Raw genomic sequence first — 14137 nt, 5'->3', positions numbered from 1 at the left:
AAATAATCATTGATAATTAAATTTCTTTATCGGATTAAACTAAATTTCCAAAGATCTTTTCTTATAACTATTACTTTTCCTTGATACTGATCTTTTCTGCCTGTAGGTTATATGCTATTTTGAGATTTTCCAATCATGCAAAAACTATCCGGGCTGTTCTTGCTTGCAGTATTAATTTCAGGAACATTCTCTTCTGGTTTTGCTTTTGCTCAGGATCCAATAGCTAATGATGATACTGTCACTACATTAGAAAATACATCAATCATCATTCCTGTATTGGCAAATGACATTGATGCTGATGGGAATTTATTGACAATTACCTCTGTTATTCAACCATTTTCAGGCTCTGTTCTAATTTTGTCTAGCTCAACTCAGGTAGAATACACACCAAATAATGACTTTGTTGGAAATGATACTTTCTCTTATGTTGTATCAGATGGACAAGGTGGAAATGATACTGCTACTGTCACGGTAAACGTGGAACCAAATAATGATACTATAATTGAACAACTCTTAGCACAAATTCAAGATTTACTAGATAAAGTTCTAAATTTGGAAAATGAAATTATCACACTACAAGAAGAGAATGTTGCACTTGCTTTGAGAAATGCAGAACTTGAAGATATTATTGCTAATGGAACATCAACTGATGATAACAATGATGACAGTAATGATAAAGTAATTTTATGTCACAAAGGAAAGAACACTCTTTCAGTCTCTGAGAATGCAGTATCTGCACACCTAAAACATGGAGATGAGATTGGAAAATGTGATGTTGACTCAGACATCTATCCAAAAAAAGTGATCAAAAATGAGATTAAAGAATTAAAGTTTGAGTATAAAATTGCAGCAAAGGAACTAAAGAAAGAGTTTAAGGAACAAGAAAAAGACCTCAAAAAACAGTACAAAGATCTAAAGAAGGATAAAAAATCCAAAGACAAAAACCATGATGACGAAGATGATGAAGACGAAGAAGATGACGATTAGTCAGACACTTCATACCTAGAATAATTTTTAATTAGAAATTATTTACTAATGTTTCATCATAGTCTAAATATCACTCATCTAAACATACTAGTCAATTACCTGATCATCTGTTGATCACAAACTTTGAGTCACAGAATTATGAATCCATTTTATAATCACCCTCAGAATGAAATCCTACTTAGTTTTCTTATTGCCTTTTTTCTTACTCATGTTTAACCAAACCGTTTTTGGCTTAGATTCTTCTGTTCAAAACTCTACTGCTAATAATTCAACTTCAAACATCCCAATAGATTTAGCTCCTCACCAAATCACCAAATCATTTAATGAATTTACAGTGTTGATTAATGATCAAATCAGCAATAATCCATTGTCTCTATTTATTTTACAAAACATGGAAAAGCAAAAACTAGAACAGTCACAACCCCAAAAAATCTCTGCAAAGGTTGATCCATTAAGTAATACAAGAAAACTTGCCAATGAAAGTCTCCAAAATGATCTTAGATCAATGGAAAAAGAATCAGTCTATAATTCTCCACAAGTAGCATTTTCACGATTTATCAATACTGTAGATAATTCAGTAAAACCAATTTTCTGGGGACAATTTAATTTTACATCAAATTTACATGATGAGGGGTTAAAAGCAAAATTTGTATCTCTCAAAAATGGAGGAACTTCCCTTGATGCTACAAAAGAATTTCAACGAAAGGCATCTAGTTCTAGATCTGATATAATCCAGATTAATCAGGATTTAAACATGAAATATTCAAACTCATCAAAAATTATCCAAAGCCACTTTGATAAAAATGGAAAACTTCCTAGACCTAATGGTTAGATTCAAACTGAAATTTTGATTTAATTAGAAATTTTTTACTATTTAGATTTCTTTAATTTCTGTAATTGTTCCTAGAACTGAATCCATCTTGATAATGGCTCTCTTTTCATCCCAACCAAGTGCAACATACCAATCACCTGCATCATCATCATATTTTGTCTCTAGTGTTTTAGTTTCTTCAGGTTTAATGTTGTATTTTTTAGCAATTCCTGAAATAGCAAGTGCTATTGCATCTTTCTCTTTCTCAAGACGCCTCTTCATTAATCCAATTCCTGGACTCATAATTTTTGTTAATTTTATCATCTAATATAGTTAATTCATAAAATTAGCCTTAATGTTGAATTTTTCTAATTGATATACTTTACAAGATTTCAAATAACCCAATTATTGTGCAATCAACATGAAATTAATTCAAAGAATTTCAAATTCGTCATTTGTAAAACCTAACTCTCTAGTTTCATTTGTAATTATTCTAGCAGTAATTGGCCCAGTTGTAGTAGTATCTGCTGGATTTTGGGATGCAATATCTCATCTGCAAAAAGAACCTGAATTCTTTTGGAGTCCATCACACATTGTTGTGTATACAGGAGTTTCAATGACTGCAATTGCTGCAATAATGGGTTCTGTTCTTTTGATTCAAAAATCAGTTCATGGGTCTCTTAAAACTGGTATTAAACTAGTGATGGTAGGTTCTACTCTTCAGATAATTTCAGGATTTGGTGATTCACTATCTCATGAAGTTTATGGAATTGATGGATTGATATCTTGGTCTCATCAACCACTTGAATTAGGTCTAGTTTTAGCATCATTAGGTGGAGTTTTAATTTTAAAAAACAGAGAAAATTCTAAACTAAGAATATTACTTCCATTCTCAATTGTAACATTTTTGTTCTTTACAACTTGGCTTGTCTTTAATTTAATTCTAATTTTTGGACATACCATTCAATGTATTCCAGTCTATGAAATATTCTCATCAGGTTGCTCTATATTGTAATTTTTAATTTTAAAAAAGGCCATCACAATCACTGTAACTGCTCCAATAAATAATAAAACTCCTGCAGGAATCATTTGTTTTGAATTTGTATCACCAAACTCTATCTGCAAATTTATTGGATTCTTTGAAATGTTTGATATCTTTAAAGTATAAACTCCATCTTTATCAAAGTCAAAATATCCTACTGACATCTTTGTTTGAATCGTTTGCTCTTTTATTACATTATCATTAGTGTCAAGAATTTGGACAAATACCTCTTCTCCTTTAAATTCAGGCATGAAGACTTTGTAAAATCCAATATCTGCACCTACAAATTCTGAATTTAATTCAAACGAGTTTGATACTTTTAGAATTATTTCATCATGAATTTTTTCTGTATCTTCAAAAATAAACGCAATCCAAATTGCACCAACTATTACTAGCGTAAATCCAATTTTTATTAATGAAATCTTCAATGAATGAATGACAAATTTTTTACCTAATAAGATAATCTAAAGGGCTCGGAGGGCTTCGATCCCTCGACCTAGCGGTTCGAAGCCGCTCGCACTATCCAGGCTGTGCAACGAGTCCAAACAAGTAAGATTTTAACAGGCCTAAATATCTGTCTAGATACTTTGAAAGTATCAAAAAAAGTCGCAGGTGTAGAGTATGCGATTAGAGATATTGTTCTTGCTGCAAGAAAGGTACAGCAAAAAGGAATGCAAGTTGATTATCTGAATATTGGTGATCCTGTGCAATTTGGATTTCAACCACCTGATAATGTACGACAAGCTTTGATTGATGCAATTAATAGCGGTGAAAATTATTATTCATCCTCTGAAGGATTACTTGAATTACGTCAAGAGATTGCAAAGAAAGAAAATACCAAAGGACTCTCAATTGGGGCTGACGAGATTCTAGTTACTAATGGTGTATCTGAAGGACTCGATATGGTAATATCATCAATTGTTGAAGAAGGTGATGAAGTATTACTTCCAGGTCCATATTATCCTCCTTATGCCTCATACGTTCGATTACATGGTGGGATCCCTGTAGAGTTTGCAGTTGATTTGAATAATTCAACTCCTGACATTGAGGATATTAAATCCAAAATCACATCAAAGACTGTTGCAATTTGTTTGATAAGTCCTAATAATCCTACAGGCGTTGTATTTAATGAAAAATCACTAAAACAACTAGTAGATATTGCAAATGAGCACAATCTATACATTATTTGTGATGAGATTTATGATCAAATAATTTTCGATGAAAAATTTGTAGGAATTGGTAAAGTTGCAGGAGATTCACCTGTTATTGTTTTGAATGGTTTCTCCAAAGTTCATCTAATGTCTGGTTGGAGAATTGGATATATTGCATTTAATCAATCCCCCCAACTAGATGCATTACGAGAGAATCTTCCAAAACTAGCTAGAGTAAGAATTGCAACTAGTCTTCCTGTTCAATATGCTGCATTAGAATCATTACGTGGACCACAAGGTTACATTCAAGATTTTGTCTCTGAGGTTAAAAAGAGAAGAGACTTGGTTGTAAAACGTCTCAATGAGATGCCAGGACTATCATGTCCTAATCCAAAAGGAGCTTTCTATGCATTTCCAAAGATTGAAGACAAAAAATTTGGAACCGATAAAGAATTTGTCACCAATTTATTAGAATCAAAAGGTGTGTTAACTGTTCACGGATCTGGATTTGGAGAACAATATGGCAGTGGACATTTCAGATTGGTATTTCTTCCAAGTTTGCAAGTTTTAGATTCAGCAATGAATAAGATTGAAGACTTTGTTAGTAATTCCAAATAAAATACTTTGTTGGAGTAATCTCTATAATGCAATCAGTATCATCAAGTAACTCTTTTGCAGATTTATTCTCTAATGAATCAAAGTATTTTGCAAGTATTTTTTTTGCAATTCTCTTTACTTTAGAATTTTCTAAAATTAATTTTGCATCTCCTTGACCCATGACACCATAGATATCTGGTGCGCTAACTCCAACATCAATGCAAAATGAAACTTTCTTTGATTTTTTTGCATTTTTTGCCTTTATTGTTTTAGAATTTGTTCCTACATAGAATTTTTTTGCACTATACAAATACCAGACAGGTACAATATGTGGAGTTTTATCTTTGCCAACTGTTGCAAGTCGCAATATTTTTTGTGATTTTAAAAACTCATCTTTTTTGTTCATGTTTTCTAAATCCTAATGCTACCATAAATAACCCAAATGCAAGCATTGCCATTGAAACTTTTTCATTTGTAATTTCTGCATTAAACAAAAATTCTTCAAAAAAATCAATCCCCCAAACTAATAACTGCTGAATTATTACAATGCCTGCCATAACACTAAATAAAACGCCTATTGCTGTAAACCAATTCTTACCCCGTCTATAATATTCGTGACTCATGATAAATGAAAATGCAGACTTAGATAATTTTAATTCCAGGATTTTTTATCTTGTTTTGAATCATTGCATTTAGCAATAATGGTGTTGACATTTCTGCAAGATAAGACAACTCAATTGGTCCCAAGTAAATTGATCTTAAACCCTTGATTTCATCAATCAAAGTGTTTACTTTAGCAACTGAATCTTTATCATCGCCACAAACAAAAATATCATAATCTAACTCTAGTTTTGGATTAACTAGCTTTTTCTCAGAAATTACATGAAATGCTGATACTAGTTTTGATTTATTTTTCATATGGTTTGATACAAGCTTGTATGAGAATGGTTTGTTATCTTTGATTGATACACACTCAAAGCCAACATCTGTTTTTGTCATTGGAACTATTGGAGATACAACAACACAGCTATCACTGACTTGTTGTAAAATTCCTGAGCATACTGAATCAATATTCTCATATGGAATTGATAAAATTAAAACATCACTTTGTTTTGCAACTGAAACATTATCACTTCCCGTGATACTTCCCTTTATTTCCCCAAATGCTTCTTTTGCAAGATTTGTATATTCGACTGCTGATTCTGATGCTCTTGCAGCATCTCTAGATCCAATAATAACATCATGATTTTGAGACCATCTGAGTGCAAATCCTTTACCCATTCCACCTGTTCCGCCAATTATTCCGACTTTCATGATATCTATCTGACAATCTTATTATTATCTCTATTTGAATTTCGATCAAGTTGGGACAGATCATTTTTCTAAGGCATGGTCAGGCCAAAAATAATACTGAAAGAATTTTAGCTGGAAGAACAGATGGAATCCCATTAACTGAAACTGGAATTCAACAAGCAGAGCATACTGCTGAATTAGTTAAACACATGAATATCTCTGCAATTTACTCTAGTCCAATTCAAAGAGCAAAACACACTGCCGAAATTGTTGGTGAACATAATTCAATTGATGTTAAAATTGATGAGAGACTAATTGAGCTTGATATGGGAAAATTCACTGGAATGCCATATGATGAGATTTTTAATAGTCATGGAAATGTCTTTATGAAATTCTACAATGGAGAGTTAGAAATAGCTCATAATGGTGTTGAGACCTTCACTGAAGTCAAAAAGCGAGTTTTAGGAATAGTTGATCATGTAGTTGAAAAACATCCAGATGAAAATGTACTACTTGTTACACATATGGATCCAATCAAAGCAATGATATCTACAATAGTTGATTTATCACCTGCTAATCTCTTTGAGTTAATTATTGCAAATGCGTCACTTAACATATTTAGAGAAAAACAACGAAAGTTTTCCCTTTCAGGACTTAATGTAATGCATCCATCCAGATTCGATCAAGGATGGTAGCTAATAATCTTGAAAACCCTTAAATAGAAATTATTGACCACGTCAGTCAATCGCTAATGAAGGGTATTGTAGGATTATTCTTAGTATTGGCAGTTTTAGTATTAGTTCCAGCTTTAGAATCTGTATTTGCAGCAGGTGATGAACCGGGAGAATATCTTGATCGTAGAGTTGTCATTTGGAATTTGTTTTTTAGAATGATGACTGTGGCATTTACTGTGGGTGCAGTAGTTTCTGGCACAATTATTTGGCTTGTATGGAGATTCCGTGAATCACATCCAAAAGCAAAACCAACACCATATGAGGGGACTGACTGGTAGAAATGGGTGGACACTCTAACTGGCCTGAATGGATTTATGTTGCAGTAGTTATTGCATTAATGACTTGGGTTGGTGCAGAAGCTTGGGAAGCAGAAAGACTAGTTGAACATGTTCCTGAAGATGCTGAAGTAATCAAAGTAACAGGTCAACAATGGTTCTGGACTTTTGAACATGAAGATGGAACAAAAGAGATTGGTGAGCTACATGTTGAAGTTGGCAAGGCATACAAATTTGAAGTAATGTCCAAAGATGTTAATCACTCTTTTAACATTCATGATTATGTCGTTTTAATGGATGCAATTCCTGGTAGAGTAAACACAGTTTGGTTTGCACCAGATGCACCGGGTGTTCATGACATTCAATGCAGAGAGTACTGTGGATTAATTCACTATAACATGCGTGGAACACTATATGTGGAGGATCACTCTTGATAACGCTTTTATCACAACTTTCAATTGCTTTGTGTGGAGAGACTAACTAATGGTTCTAGAATTACAAAAGCCAAGACCAATCTGGCAAATTATGTTCTCAACACACCACACTGATGTTGGTTTACTTTATCTAATTTCATCACTAGCCTTCTTGTTCTTGGGTGGAACATTAGCACTTGCAATTAGAGCTGAACTATTCTTACCAGGTGCACAAATCATTGGCGATGCAATGACCTTTAACAGAATCTTTACAGTTCATGGAACTACTTTGATCTTTTTGTTTATCATTCCATTTGCATCTGCAGTAGGAAACTATTACGTTCCAATCATGGTTAGATACAAAGACATGGCATATCCAAAACTAAACGCAATTGCATTTTGGATGATTCCACCTTCTGGTGCTCTAATCTGGTTAGGATTTGCAGACTTTACATGGTATGCAACTCCTCCATACTCTATTATCAGTGCTCCCGGTCCTGCAGCTGACATGTGGATATTTGGTCTAAAGATTTTAGGAATATCATCAGTTCTTGGTGCAATTAATTTTGTAGTTACTATTCTCAAATGTAAACATCCAGACATGTCAATTGGACAAGTGCCATTGTTGGCTTGGTCATTTTTATCATCATCTTTGATTATCATTGTTGCAATTCCAACATTTGCAGCAGCACTTCTAATGCTTCTAACAGATAGACTTGGAGTTAGTGGATTCTTCAATCCTGCTATGGGGGGAGATCCAATTGCATATGCTCACCTATTCTGGTTTACATTCCATCCTGAAGTGTATGTATTGGTAATTCCAGCAATTGGTATGATGTATGAAATTATTCCAAGATTCTCAAGAAAACCAATCTTTAGTTACAACTCTGGAGTCTTTGCATTTGTGTTATTATCTATTGTAGGATTCTCATCATGGGCTCATCACATGTATGCAACAGGAATGTCATTTACTGAGAAAACTGTCTTTATGGTTGGAACCCTTGCTGCAGTTCCTGCATCTGCAATGCATGTGTTTAACTTTATTGCAACAATGTGGAATGGCAGAATTAAATTCTCAACACCAATGATGTGGGCAGTAGGTGGAATTGCATTATTCTTCTCTGCAGGTGCTGGTGGTGTAGTAAATAGTGCAATGCCATTGGACTTTACAACACACGATACCTATTGGGTAGTTGGTCACTTCCATCTCTTTGTGATGGGAACAATTGCATTTGGATCAATTGGCTATCTTTACTACATGTTCCCATATGTAACCGGTAGAATGTATAATGAAACTATGGGCAAGATTCACTTTATCTTATCATTTATTGGAACCGTACTAGTATTCTTTACACAACACGTACTAGGACTATATGGAATGCCAAGAAGAATTTTTGATTATCCACCAATCCCAGAATGGATTGCAATGAACCAAATCGCATCAGTAGGTGCAATGATTATTGGCGTAAGCATGGCAATATTCTTGGCAAACATGATCCACAGCTCTGGAAAAGGAAAACTTGCAGACATTCACGACCCATTTGGTCTTGGAGGCAAGTACTACTATCCATTTGAGGCAAAGAACCCATCACACTAGGAGAAAAATGAAATGAGTCACGATAATTCCCAAACAGTTTACAGAACAACACCAGCACGAACTGGAAAGATGATGGCAATCATGCTAGGTATCTGTATTGTTGGTGGGGCTATCTTCTTTGCAATGTGGGATTATTGGATTTCAGAACCAGCTCCAGTTGTTGCAATGATGGCAGGAAGCTCAGAAAAAGCAGCACCAGTGGCAGCAACTGGGAAAACCATAACATCAGATCTTGTGTTTGTTGAATCTTCAGACTTTAGAGTTTTAGCGTTTAATGCATTACCTGGAGAACCAGATAGTAATCCAACAATTAACATGAATGTTGGAGACAAAGTAATTTTTAATGTTGATAATGCAGGAAAATCATTTCATGCCTTTGGTGTTACAAAAGATACTGAAGGATTTGCAGGAATAATTCCTGGTAGTGAGATTGCAGCACCAACTAATCCACTAAAGCCTGGAGAAGGTGGAACTTCTGAATTTGTAGCAGGAGAAGAGGGAACATACTATTACATTTGTACTGTTCCTGGACACAGAGAGCAAGGAATGGTTGGAGAAATAATTGTTGGACCAGCACAGGGTGGTGGTTCTAAAATGGCAGCAGCACCAACTGGCGTATCTCATGACTTTACATTGGACTTTGTAGAATCAGCAGACTTTAGGACTTTGGCATTTAATGCATTGCCTGGTGAAGATGGTCATAATCCTGAAATTACAGTAAACTCTGGAGATGAGGTAACTGTTACTTCTAATAATTTAGGTAAATCATTTCATGCATTTGGAGTCGTTACAAATCCTGAAGACTTTAACAGCATTGTAATGGATTCTGCAATTGCATCAGCATCAAATCCACTAAAACCAGGTGAAGGTGGTACTGTGACATTTACAGCTGGTGCACCAGGACAATACTATTACATCTGTACAGTTCCAGGACATGCATTACAAGGCATGCAAGGAACCTTTATCGTAGAATAATTTTGGCAATTCAATATCTAGCATTAGCTACAATGATTGTGTTATACTCTCTAATGTTTATTGGAGGATATATCTCAGCAGCTGGACTTGGATTGACATGTCCTGAATGGCCATTATGTCCAAATGGAATTATGCCATCTGAGGAATACCTAATTGAGTGGACTCATAGATTAATCGCTGCAACTACTGGTTCACTAGTTATTGCTACTATGGTTGCAAGTCTGATTAACAAAAACTCTGATTTGAAAATAAAAATTACTAGCTCACTTGCAACAGTATTTGTAATTACTCAGATAGTACTTGGTGCAATGGTAATTGATCTTAAATTGCATGCAGTACTAGTTGCAGTTCATTTGGGAATTGGAATATTGTTATTCTCTATGGTATTACTAACCACATTGTTTGCATTTAGAATCTCAAGAATTCCTCTACAAACTAAAGTTTAGATTTCTTAAACATTTTTGGCAAGTAAATATACATCATCATACCTCCAAAACATAGCGCACCAACTGTTATTGCTGCAATAAAGATTACTCCGAATGGACTTTGTGTTCCCATGTTAAATGAATAAGTTAAAACTCCTGATTTTCCTCCCATATCATACAAGTCTATCTTGACAATATGATTTCCTTGATTTCTCCACACATAATCAAAATCCCAATGACCTCCTTCGACTGATTTTGGTGGAATTGTATCTACTTGTTGTTCATTAAAAAAAACTCTGATTCCCATTGTAAATCTATCCACTTCTTCAAAGTCTGAATCAGTTACTCTTACCAAAAATTGTGAAGGCTCACCAATCTGTGGAAACTCCGGAGCTGTAGCTACCTGAACTCTATATCCTGCATAAAATTCTTCAGCTGAATTAAACATTGAGTGACCATACGCATCACCAAATAATGGAATCAAAAATGCCAAAAACAAGATCAGATACATTGATCGCTTTTTAGTCATCTCAATAATGTTGATTTTCGGTGAATATATTGTAAATCAATTTCTTTCGGAAAATCTTCAAAACCTTTAAATCCTAATTGGCAAGACACAGAATCGTTGACACTCGTTTCAAAATCAATCGATATTAAAACACCTGTCGAGAATGTCTTTACCTATTTTGCAAGACCAGAACACGTTTCTGACCAGATAAAATCTGATGCTGTAGGCATGACTGTCATTCCTATGGATATCAAGGAAGGAATGGGTGTAGGTACAACCTTTAGAATTATCGGTGACTTTAGCGGAAAACGATTAGAGTGGGACTGTGAGACAACTGAATTTGTTAGAAATGAAAAAATTTCTGCAAAACAAATTGAGGGTCCATTTAAGAAATGGCAAATCACAAATGAATTCAAAGCATTAGGTGGTAATCTTACTAGAGTGACAATGTCAGTAGATTATGAGATGCCTTTTGGTCCTTTAGGTGCAATCTTGGATAAAGCAAAGTTTGCAAAATCAGCTGAGAAAGGAATGGAGACTGCTCTTTACAACGTTAGAGGTTTGCTAGAAGGAAATGGTTCAATTCCAGTTTACATCACACTTGATGCATACCAAAAACTATTAGCTGAAAAGAAAAAGATGAACGATGTTCCAGTTTCAACTGCACTAACTGCAATTCTTGAAAAGTACAGTGAAATCGAAGCTAAAGCACAAAACTAAATTTTCATTTATTTTAGAATCTTAAGATTAATAACAACTCTGGGCCTAGCTCCCTTGGTGGGTCTATGGCGCAGCCAGGTAGCGCACCGGACTCTTAATCCGGTTGTCGAGGGTCCGAATCCCTCTAGACCCGCTATCTTGAATTATAGAATCTTTTACAAAATTATATTACTTTACGAACAAAAGCTCGGGCATTCCATAACAGGGGTTTACTATCCAGTTATTCCTAGGGGGATCAATGTCTAAACAAAGTCAATCTATTTTCTCGCTTGCAAACCTTACAGCAAATTCACAAGAAGATCCACTTCAAGTATTTTACAGTGGAATTAAATCCCCTGAAACTAAAAGGGCATACAAAAAAACATTCAGAGAATTTCTAGATTCAATTCTAGATTTCAAAGGAACATTTGAAGAAAAAGCAATTCAATTTACTAATTTTGCTAGAGAAGAACCTGATAAACTAAAACAATTACTCAAAAATTATGCCATTCATCTCAAAGATAGGTCAGAAAAGCCAATTTCAAGTTCAGAATACTTGAATCCGAGCACTATCCCTAACAAATTCAAAGGAATCAAGAAATTTCTAAAGATGAATGAGATTCCATTAGAATGGACTAACATTGAGGCAATATTTCCTGAAATAAACAATCTTCATCAAACTCGTGGCTATACAACTGAAGAAATAAAACACATCCTTGATTATTCCACTGATTTATCAAGTGATTTTATTATTCTCGCTGAATCCTCCTCTGGAATGCGAGTAGGGGGATGGGAGAATCAAACATGGGGAAATATCAGACCCATCTATGAAGTAGTAAAGGGTGAATATTCACATGATTATTCCAAATCAAAGAGTGGCAGAATTGTTTGTGCTAGTATGATAGTTTACAATGATACATCCTCAAAGTATCTTGGATTAATCTCCGTTGAGGCTTGGGATAAACTACAATCATTAAAAAAACAATGGATAGAAAGAATGGGAAGAGAACCAAAACCCGATGATCCGCTAATTCTTACTCGCTTTAAGGATAACAGAGGCTTTTCTAAAAAAGGAATTCAGACCAAAATGTATCATATTATAAAACGATCAAATATTCAAAAGGGTCTCAAAAAAGACAAGCGAGCATACGAAGTACCTGCAACTCATGGAATGAGAAAAAGATGGAATAAGATAATGTCTGAGCAAAAAATTACTGAAGATTCTTATGCTAATTTAATTAGAAAAGAAAGATTATTTGGTCACAAAACTGGAATAACTAAATCAGATAATAACTACTTTTTTAGCGAAATTGAAGAATCAGTTCCTCAATATCTTAGGGCAATGCCAGATCTTATGATTTCAGATGAATACAGAGCTAAAAGAGAACTAGGATTAGTACAAAATGAAAATAAAAAACTAAAGCAAACACTTCAAGAGAAAAATATTGCCTTACAAATGGTTGAGGAACTAAAGGCAAAGTTTGAAAGATTTGAAAAATATGAAAAAAAATCTTAGGCTTTATCCCACGTTTCTGCACTCAAATTTCCAATGGTATTGATTTTTCTCATTTTTCTTTCAAACTCATCAAAATCAACACCCATTTCTTTGAAATCTTTCCTTATTCTCTCCTTTGTTTTTTCGGAAATGAGATCAAACGTCATACCTATAGGGATGTCTGGGAAAACCTTCTTTGATGCATCTAGTAACTTCTTTCTGTTCTCATAGTCAGGCATACTTGGTTTTAGCTTTGTTTTTTTGAGGATTTCTTTGTAAATGACAGTTTTTAATTCTGGTGAATTTTTGTACAATGTTCTATCCATTTCTGCAAAAAATCTATCATTCCAAACACTAGGATCTTCAGTTAGTCTTTTCATATTTTTTTCAAAATCTTTTCCTGTTAACCCATATGCCTGTGCTCCTCTCTTTTTCATATCAAGTAATGTTTCAAATGATCTTCGTGCTCCAATAGGTTCCTTGTGAAATTTTCTTTTTTTGTTTGTAGGATATGAATGAAGTTGGTGTGCAAGGTAATACTTGTCATCTTCAATAGCCCAATACATTGCATCAAGTAACATGAATTCAGTTAGCTTACTTGGTTCTTCATAATGTTGACGGTGAAGATTAAAAATTCTTAATGTATCTCTTATGTCTACATCATCAGACTTTTTTGCCTCTGCTCGTAGCACTTTGGCTCTATATTTTAAAAACTCAAGCATTCGCCTACTAAGTTGGTTATCATAAATTGGTTTTTGCTTAAGTTCCATTATCATATTTTTTCTGATTTCATCTAGTCCTTCTATCCAATCCATATCTCCTCTCCATTCAGTATTACCTATGTGACTGAATTCGTCTTCTGGTTCTCCAACGAAATATCTCCGCTCGAATTTTCTTATGTGGATTTTCTTTTCTTGAACAAGTCTGTCAATCAAATCTTTTGTTGCTTTGCTTTTTGGAATTTTTCCTTTGGTAAAAATAGAATCAAGTGAACAATTTGGATTATCTGCAATGAATTGAATGATTTTTTCTTCTCGCTCTTTGATCTTCTTTGTTTTCAAACACTAGTTTTTTCATTATCTCAAGAATAAAAAGCTCGACTGTATATCCAGCGGGATTTACCTATCCCGCATTC

At 34.3% G+C, this 14137-nt stretch carries 19 protein-coding genes and 2 tRNA genes; 13 read left to right on the top strand and 8 right to left on the bottom strand.

Features of this window, described 5'->3' with window-relative positions; translation table 11 throughout:
- Window positions 1-135: 135 nt before the first annotated feature.
- Both ACX119_RS09440 and ACX119_RS09435 read left to right on the top strand, forming a co-directional pair.
- Window positions 136-987, top strand: coding sequence for a cadherin-like domain-containing protein (locus ACX119_RS09440; protein ID WP_459350995.1), 852 nt, complete (start codon window positions 136-138; stop codon window positions 985-987).
- Window positions 988-1195: 208 nt separating this feature from the next.
- Window positions 1196-1819: a hypothetical protein gene (locus tag ACX119_RS09435; protein ID WP_459350994.1), complete on the top strand. Its 624-nt coding sequence runs from the start codon at window positions 1196-1198 to the stop codon at window positions 1817-1819.
- 42 nt (window positions 1820-1861) lie between these two features.
- On the opposite strand, the gene ACX119_RS09430 is transcribed toward ACX119_RS09435, so the two are convergent.
- Entirely contained in the window at window positions 1862-2101 is a 240-nt protein-coding gene (locus ACX119_RS09430) for a hypothetical protein (RefSeq protein ID WP_459350993.1), read from the bottom strand.
- A 118-nt stretch (window positions 2102-2219) separates the two neighbouring features.
- Between ACX119_RS09430 and ACX119_RS09425 the strand changes: the two genes are divergently transcribed.
- Window positions 2220-2813 carry a hypothetical protein gene (locus ACX119_RS09425; RefSeq protein ID WP_459350992.1) on the top strand — a complete coding sequence of 198 codons (594 nt, stop codon included), beginning with the start codon at window positions 2220-2222 and terminating at the stop codon, window positions 2811-2813.
- Here the strand turns inward: ACX119_RS09425 and ACX119_RS09420 are convergent.
- Together ACX119_RS09420 and ACX119_RS09415 are read right to left on the bottom strand one after the other, a co-directional pair.
- The gene (locus ACX119_RS09420; protein ID WP_459350991.1) at window positions 2777-3268 is read right to left on the bottom strand and encodes a hypothetical protein; all 492 of its coding nucleotides are present in this window, start codon (window positions 3266-3268) and stop codon (window positions 2777-2779) included. The genes ACX119_RS09425 and ACX119_RS09420 overlap by 37 nt on opposite strands.
- A 40-nt stretch (window positions 3269-3308) precedes the next feature.
- Window positions 3309-3383: transfer RNA gene (locus tag ACX119_RS09415), tRNA-Arg, on the bottom strand.
- Window positions 3384-3427: 44 nt separating this feature from the next.
- Between ACX119_RS09415 and ACX119_RS09410 the strand changes: the two genes are divergently transcribed.
- A complete protein-coding gene (locus ACX119_RS09410) occupies window positions 3428-4609 on the top strand; it encodes an aminotransferase class I/II-fold pyridoxal phosphate-dependent enzyme (protein WP_459350990.1) in 1182 nt (393 codons plus the stop codon).
- Here ACX119_RS09410 and ACX119_RS09405 read toward each other — a convergent pair.
- From ACX119_RS09405 to npdG, 3 genes are all read right to left on the bottom strand, one after another.
- Entirely contained in the window at window positions 4593-4994 is a 402-nt protein-coding gene (locus ACX119_RS09405) for a pyridoxamine 5'-phosphate oxidase family protein (RefSeq protein WP_459350989.1), read from the bottom strand. The two genes, ACX119_RS09410 and ACX119_RS09405, sit on opposite strands and share 17 nt — an antisense overlap.
- Entirely contained in the window at window positions 4978-5145 is a 168-nt protein-coding gene (locus ACX119_RS09400; RefSeq protein ID WP_459350988.1) for a hypothetical protein, read from the bottom strand. The genes ACX119_RS09405 and ACX119_RS09400 overlap by 17 nt, the downstream gene beginning before the upstream one ends.
- Window positions 5146-5230: 85 nt before the next feature.
- On the bottom strand, window positions 5231-5902 hold the full coding sequence (gene npdG / locus ACX119_RS09395; protein ID WP_459350987.1) for an NADPH-dependent F420 reductase: 672 nt from the start codon (window positions 5900-5902) through the stop codon (window positions 5231-5233).
- A 50-nt stretch (window positions 5903-5952) separates the two neighbouring features.
- On the opposite strand from npdG, the gene ACX119_RS09390 reads away from it, so the two are divergent.
- From ACX119_RS09390 to ACX119_RS09365, 6 genes are read left to right on the top strand one after another with little or no spacing between them, the layout of a single operon-like run.
- The gene (locus ACX119_RS09390) at window positions 5953-6576 is read left to right on the top strand and encodes a histidine phosphatase family protein (protein ID WP_459350986.1); all 624 of its coding nucleotides are present in this window, start codon (window positions 5953-5955) and stop codon (window positions 6574-6576) included.
- A 56-nt stretch (window positions 6577-6632) separates the two neighbouring features.
- Window positions 6633-6893: a heme transporter CcmC gene (locus ACX119_RS09385; RefSeq protein ID WP_459350985.1), complete on the top strand. Its 261-nt coding sequence runs from the start codon at window positions 6633-6635 to the stop codon at window positions 6891-6893.
- A gap of 2 nt (window positions 6894-6895) precedes the next feature.
- The gene (locus tag ACX119_RS09380) at window positions 6896-7324 is read left to right on the top strand and encodes a cupredoxin domain-containing protein (protein WP_297593607.1); all 429 of its coding nucleotides are present in this window, start codon (window positions 6896-6898) and stop codon (window positions 7322-7324) included.
- 49 nt (window positions 7325-7373) lie between these two features.
- Entirely contained in the window at window positions 7374-8900 is a 1527-nt protein-coding gene (locus tag ACX119_RS09375; protein ID WP_459350984.1) for a cytochrome c oxidase subunit I, read from the top strand.
- Window positions 8901-8912: 12 nt separating this feature from the next.
- Complete coding sequence (locus ACX119_RS09370; RefSeq protein ID WP_459350983.1) at window positions 8913-9875, top strand: plastocyanin/azurin family copper-binding protein; 963 nt, start codon at window positions 8913-8915, stop codon at window positions 9873-9875.
- Between the two features lie 2 nt (window positions 9876-9877).
- Window positions 9878-10321 (top strand): COX15/CtaA family protein, encoded by a 444-nt coding sequence (locus ACX119_RS09365; protein ID WP_459350982.1) that lies wholly within the window; start codon window positions 9878-9880, stop codon window positions 10319-10321.
- Here the strand turns inward: ACX119_RS09365 and ACX119_RS09360 are convergent.
- Window positions 10311-10829 carry a hypothetical protein gene (locus tag ACX119_RS09360; protein ID WP_459350981.1) on the bottom strand — a complete coding sequence of 173 codons (519 nt, stop codon included), beginning with the start codon at window positions 10827-10829 and terminating at the stop codon, window positions 10311-10313. The genes ACX119_RS09365 and ACX119_RS09360 overlap by 11 nt on opposite strands.
- A 96-nt stretch (window positions 10830-10925) precedes the next feature.
- Between ACX119_RS09360 and ACX119_RS09355 the strand changes: the two genes are divergently transcribed.
- The 3 genes from ACX119_RS09355 to ACX119_RS09345 all read left to right on the top strand — a co-directional run bounded on the left by ACX119_RS09355 (window position 10926) and on the right by ACX119_RS09345 (window position 13023).
- A complete protein-coding gene (locus tag ACX119_RS09355) occupies window positions 10926-11528 on the top strand; it encodes an SRPBCC family protein (RefSeq protein WP_459350980.1) in 603 nt (200 codons plus the stop codon).
- A gap of 59 nt (window positions 11529-11587) precedes the next feature.
- Window positions 11588-11661: transfer RNA gene (locus ACX119_RS09350), tRNA-Lys, on the top strand.
- A 105-nt stretch (window positions 11662-11766) separates the two neighbouring features.
- Window positions 11767-13023: a hypothetical protein gene (locus ACX119_RS09345; RefSeq protein WP_459350979.1), complete on the top strand. Its 1257-nt coding sequence runs from the start codon at window positions 11767-11769 to the stop codon at window positions 13021-13023.
- On the opposite strand, the gene ACX119_RS09340 is transcribed toward ACX119_RS09345, so the two are convergent.
- On the bottom strand, window positions 13020-14063 hold the full coding sequence (locus tag ACX119_RS09340; protein ID WP_459350978.1) for a hypothetical protein: 1044 nt from the start codon (window positions 14061-14063) through the stop codon (window positions 13020-13022). The genes ACX119_RS09345 and ACX119_RS09340 overlap by 4 nt on opposite strands.
- Between the last annotated feature and the right edge of the window lie 74 nt (window positions 14064-14137).

It is taken from the genome of Nitrosopumilus sp. S4, from assembly GCF_054515835.1.
The sequence above is the reverse complement of the archived record's forward strand: the minus strand, read 5'-3'. Positions and strand labels throughout refer to the sequence as shown.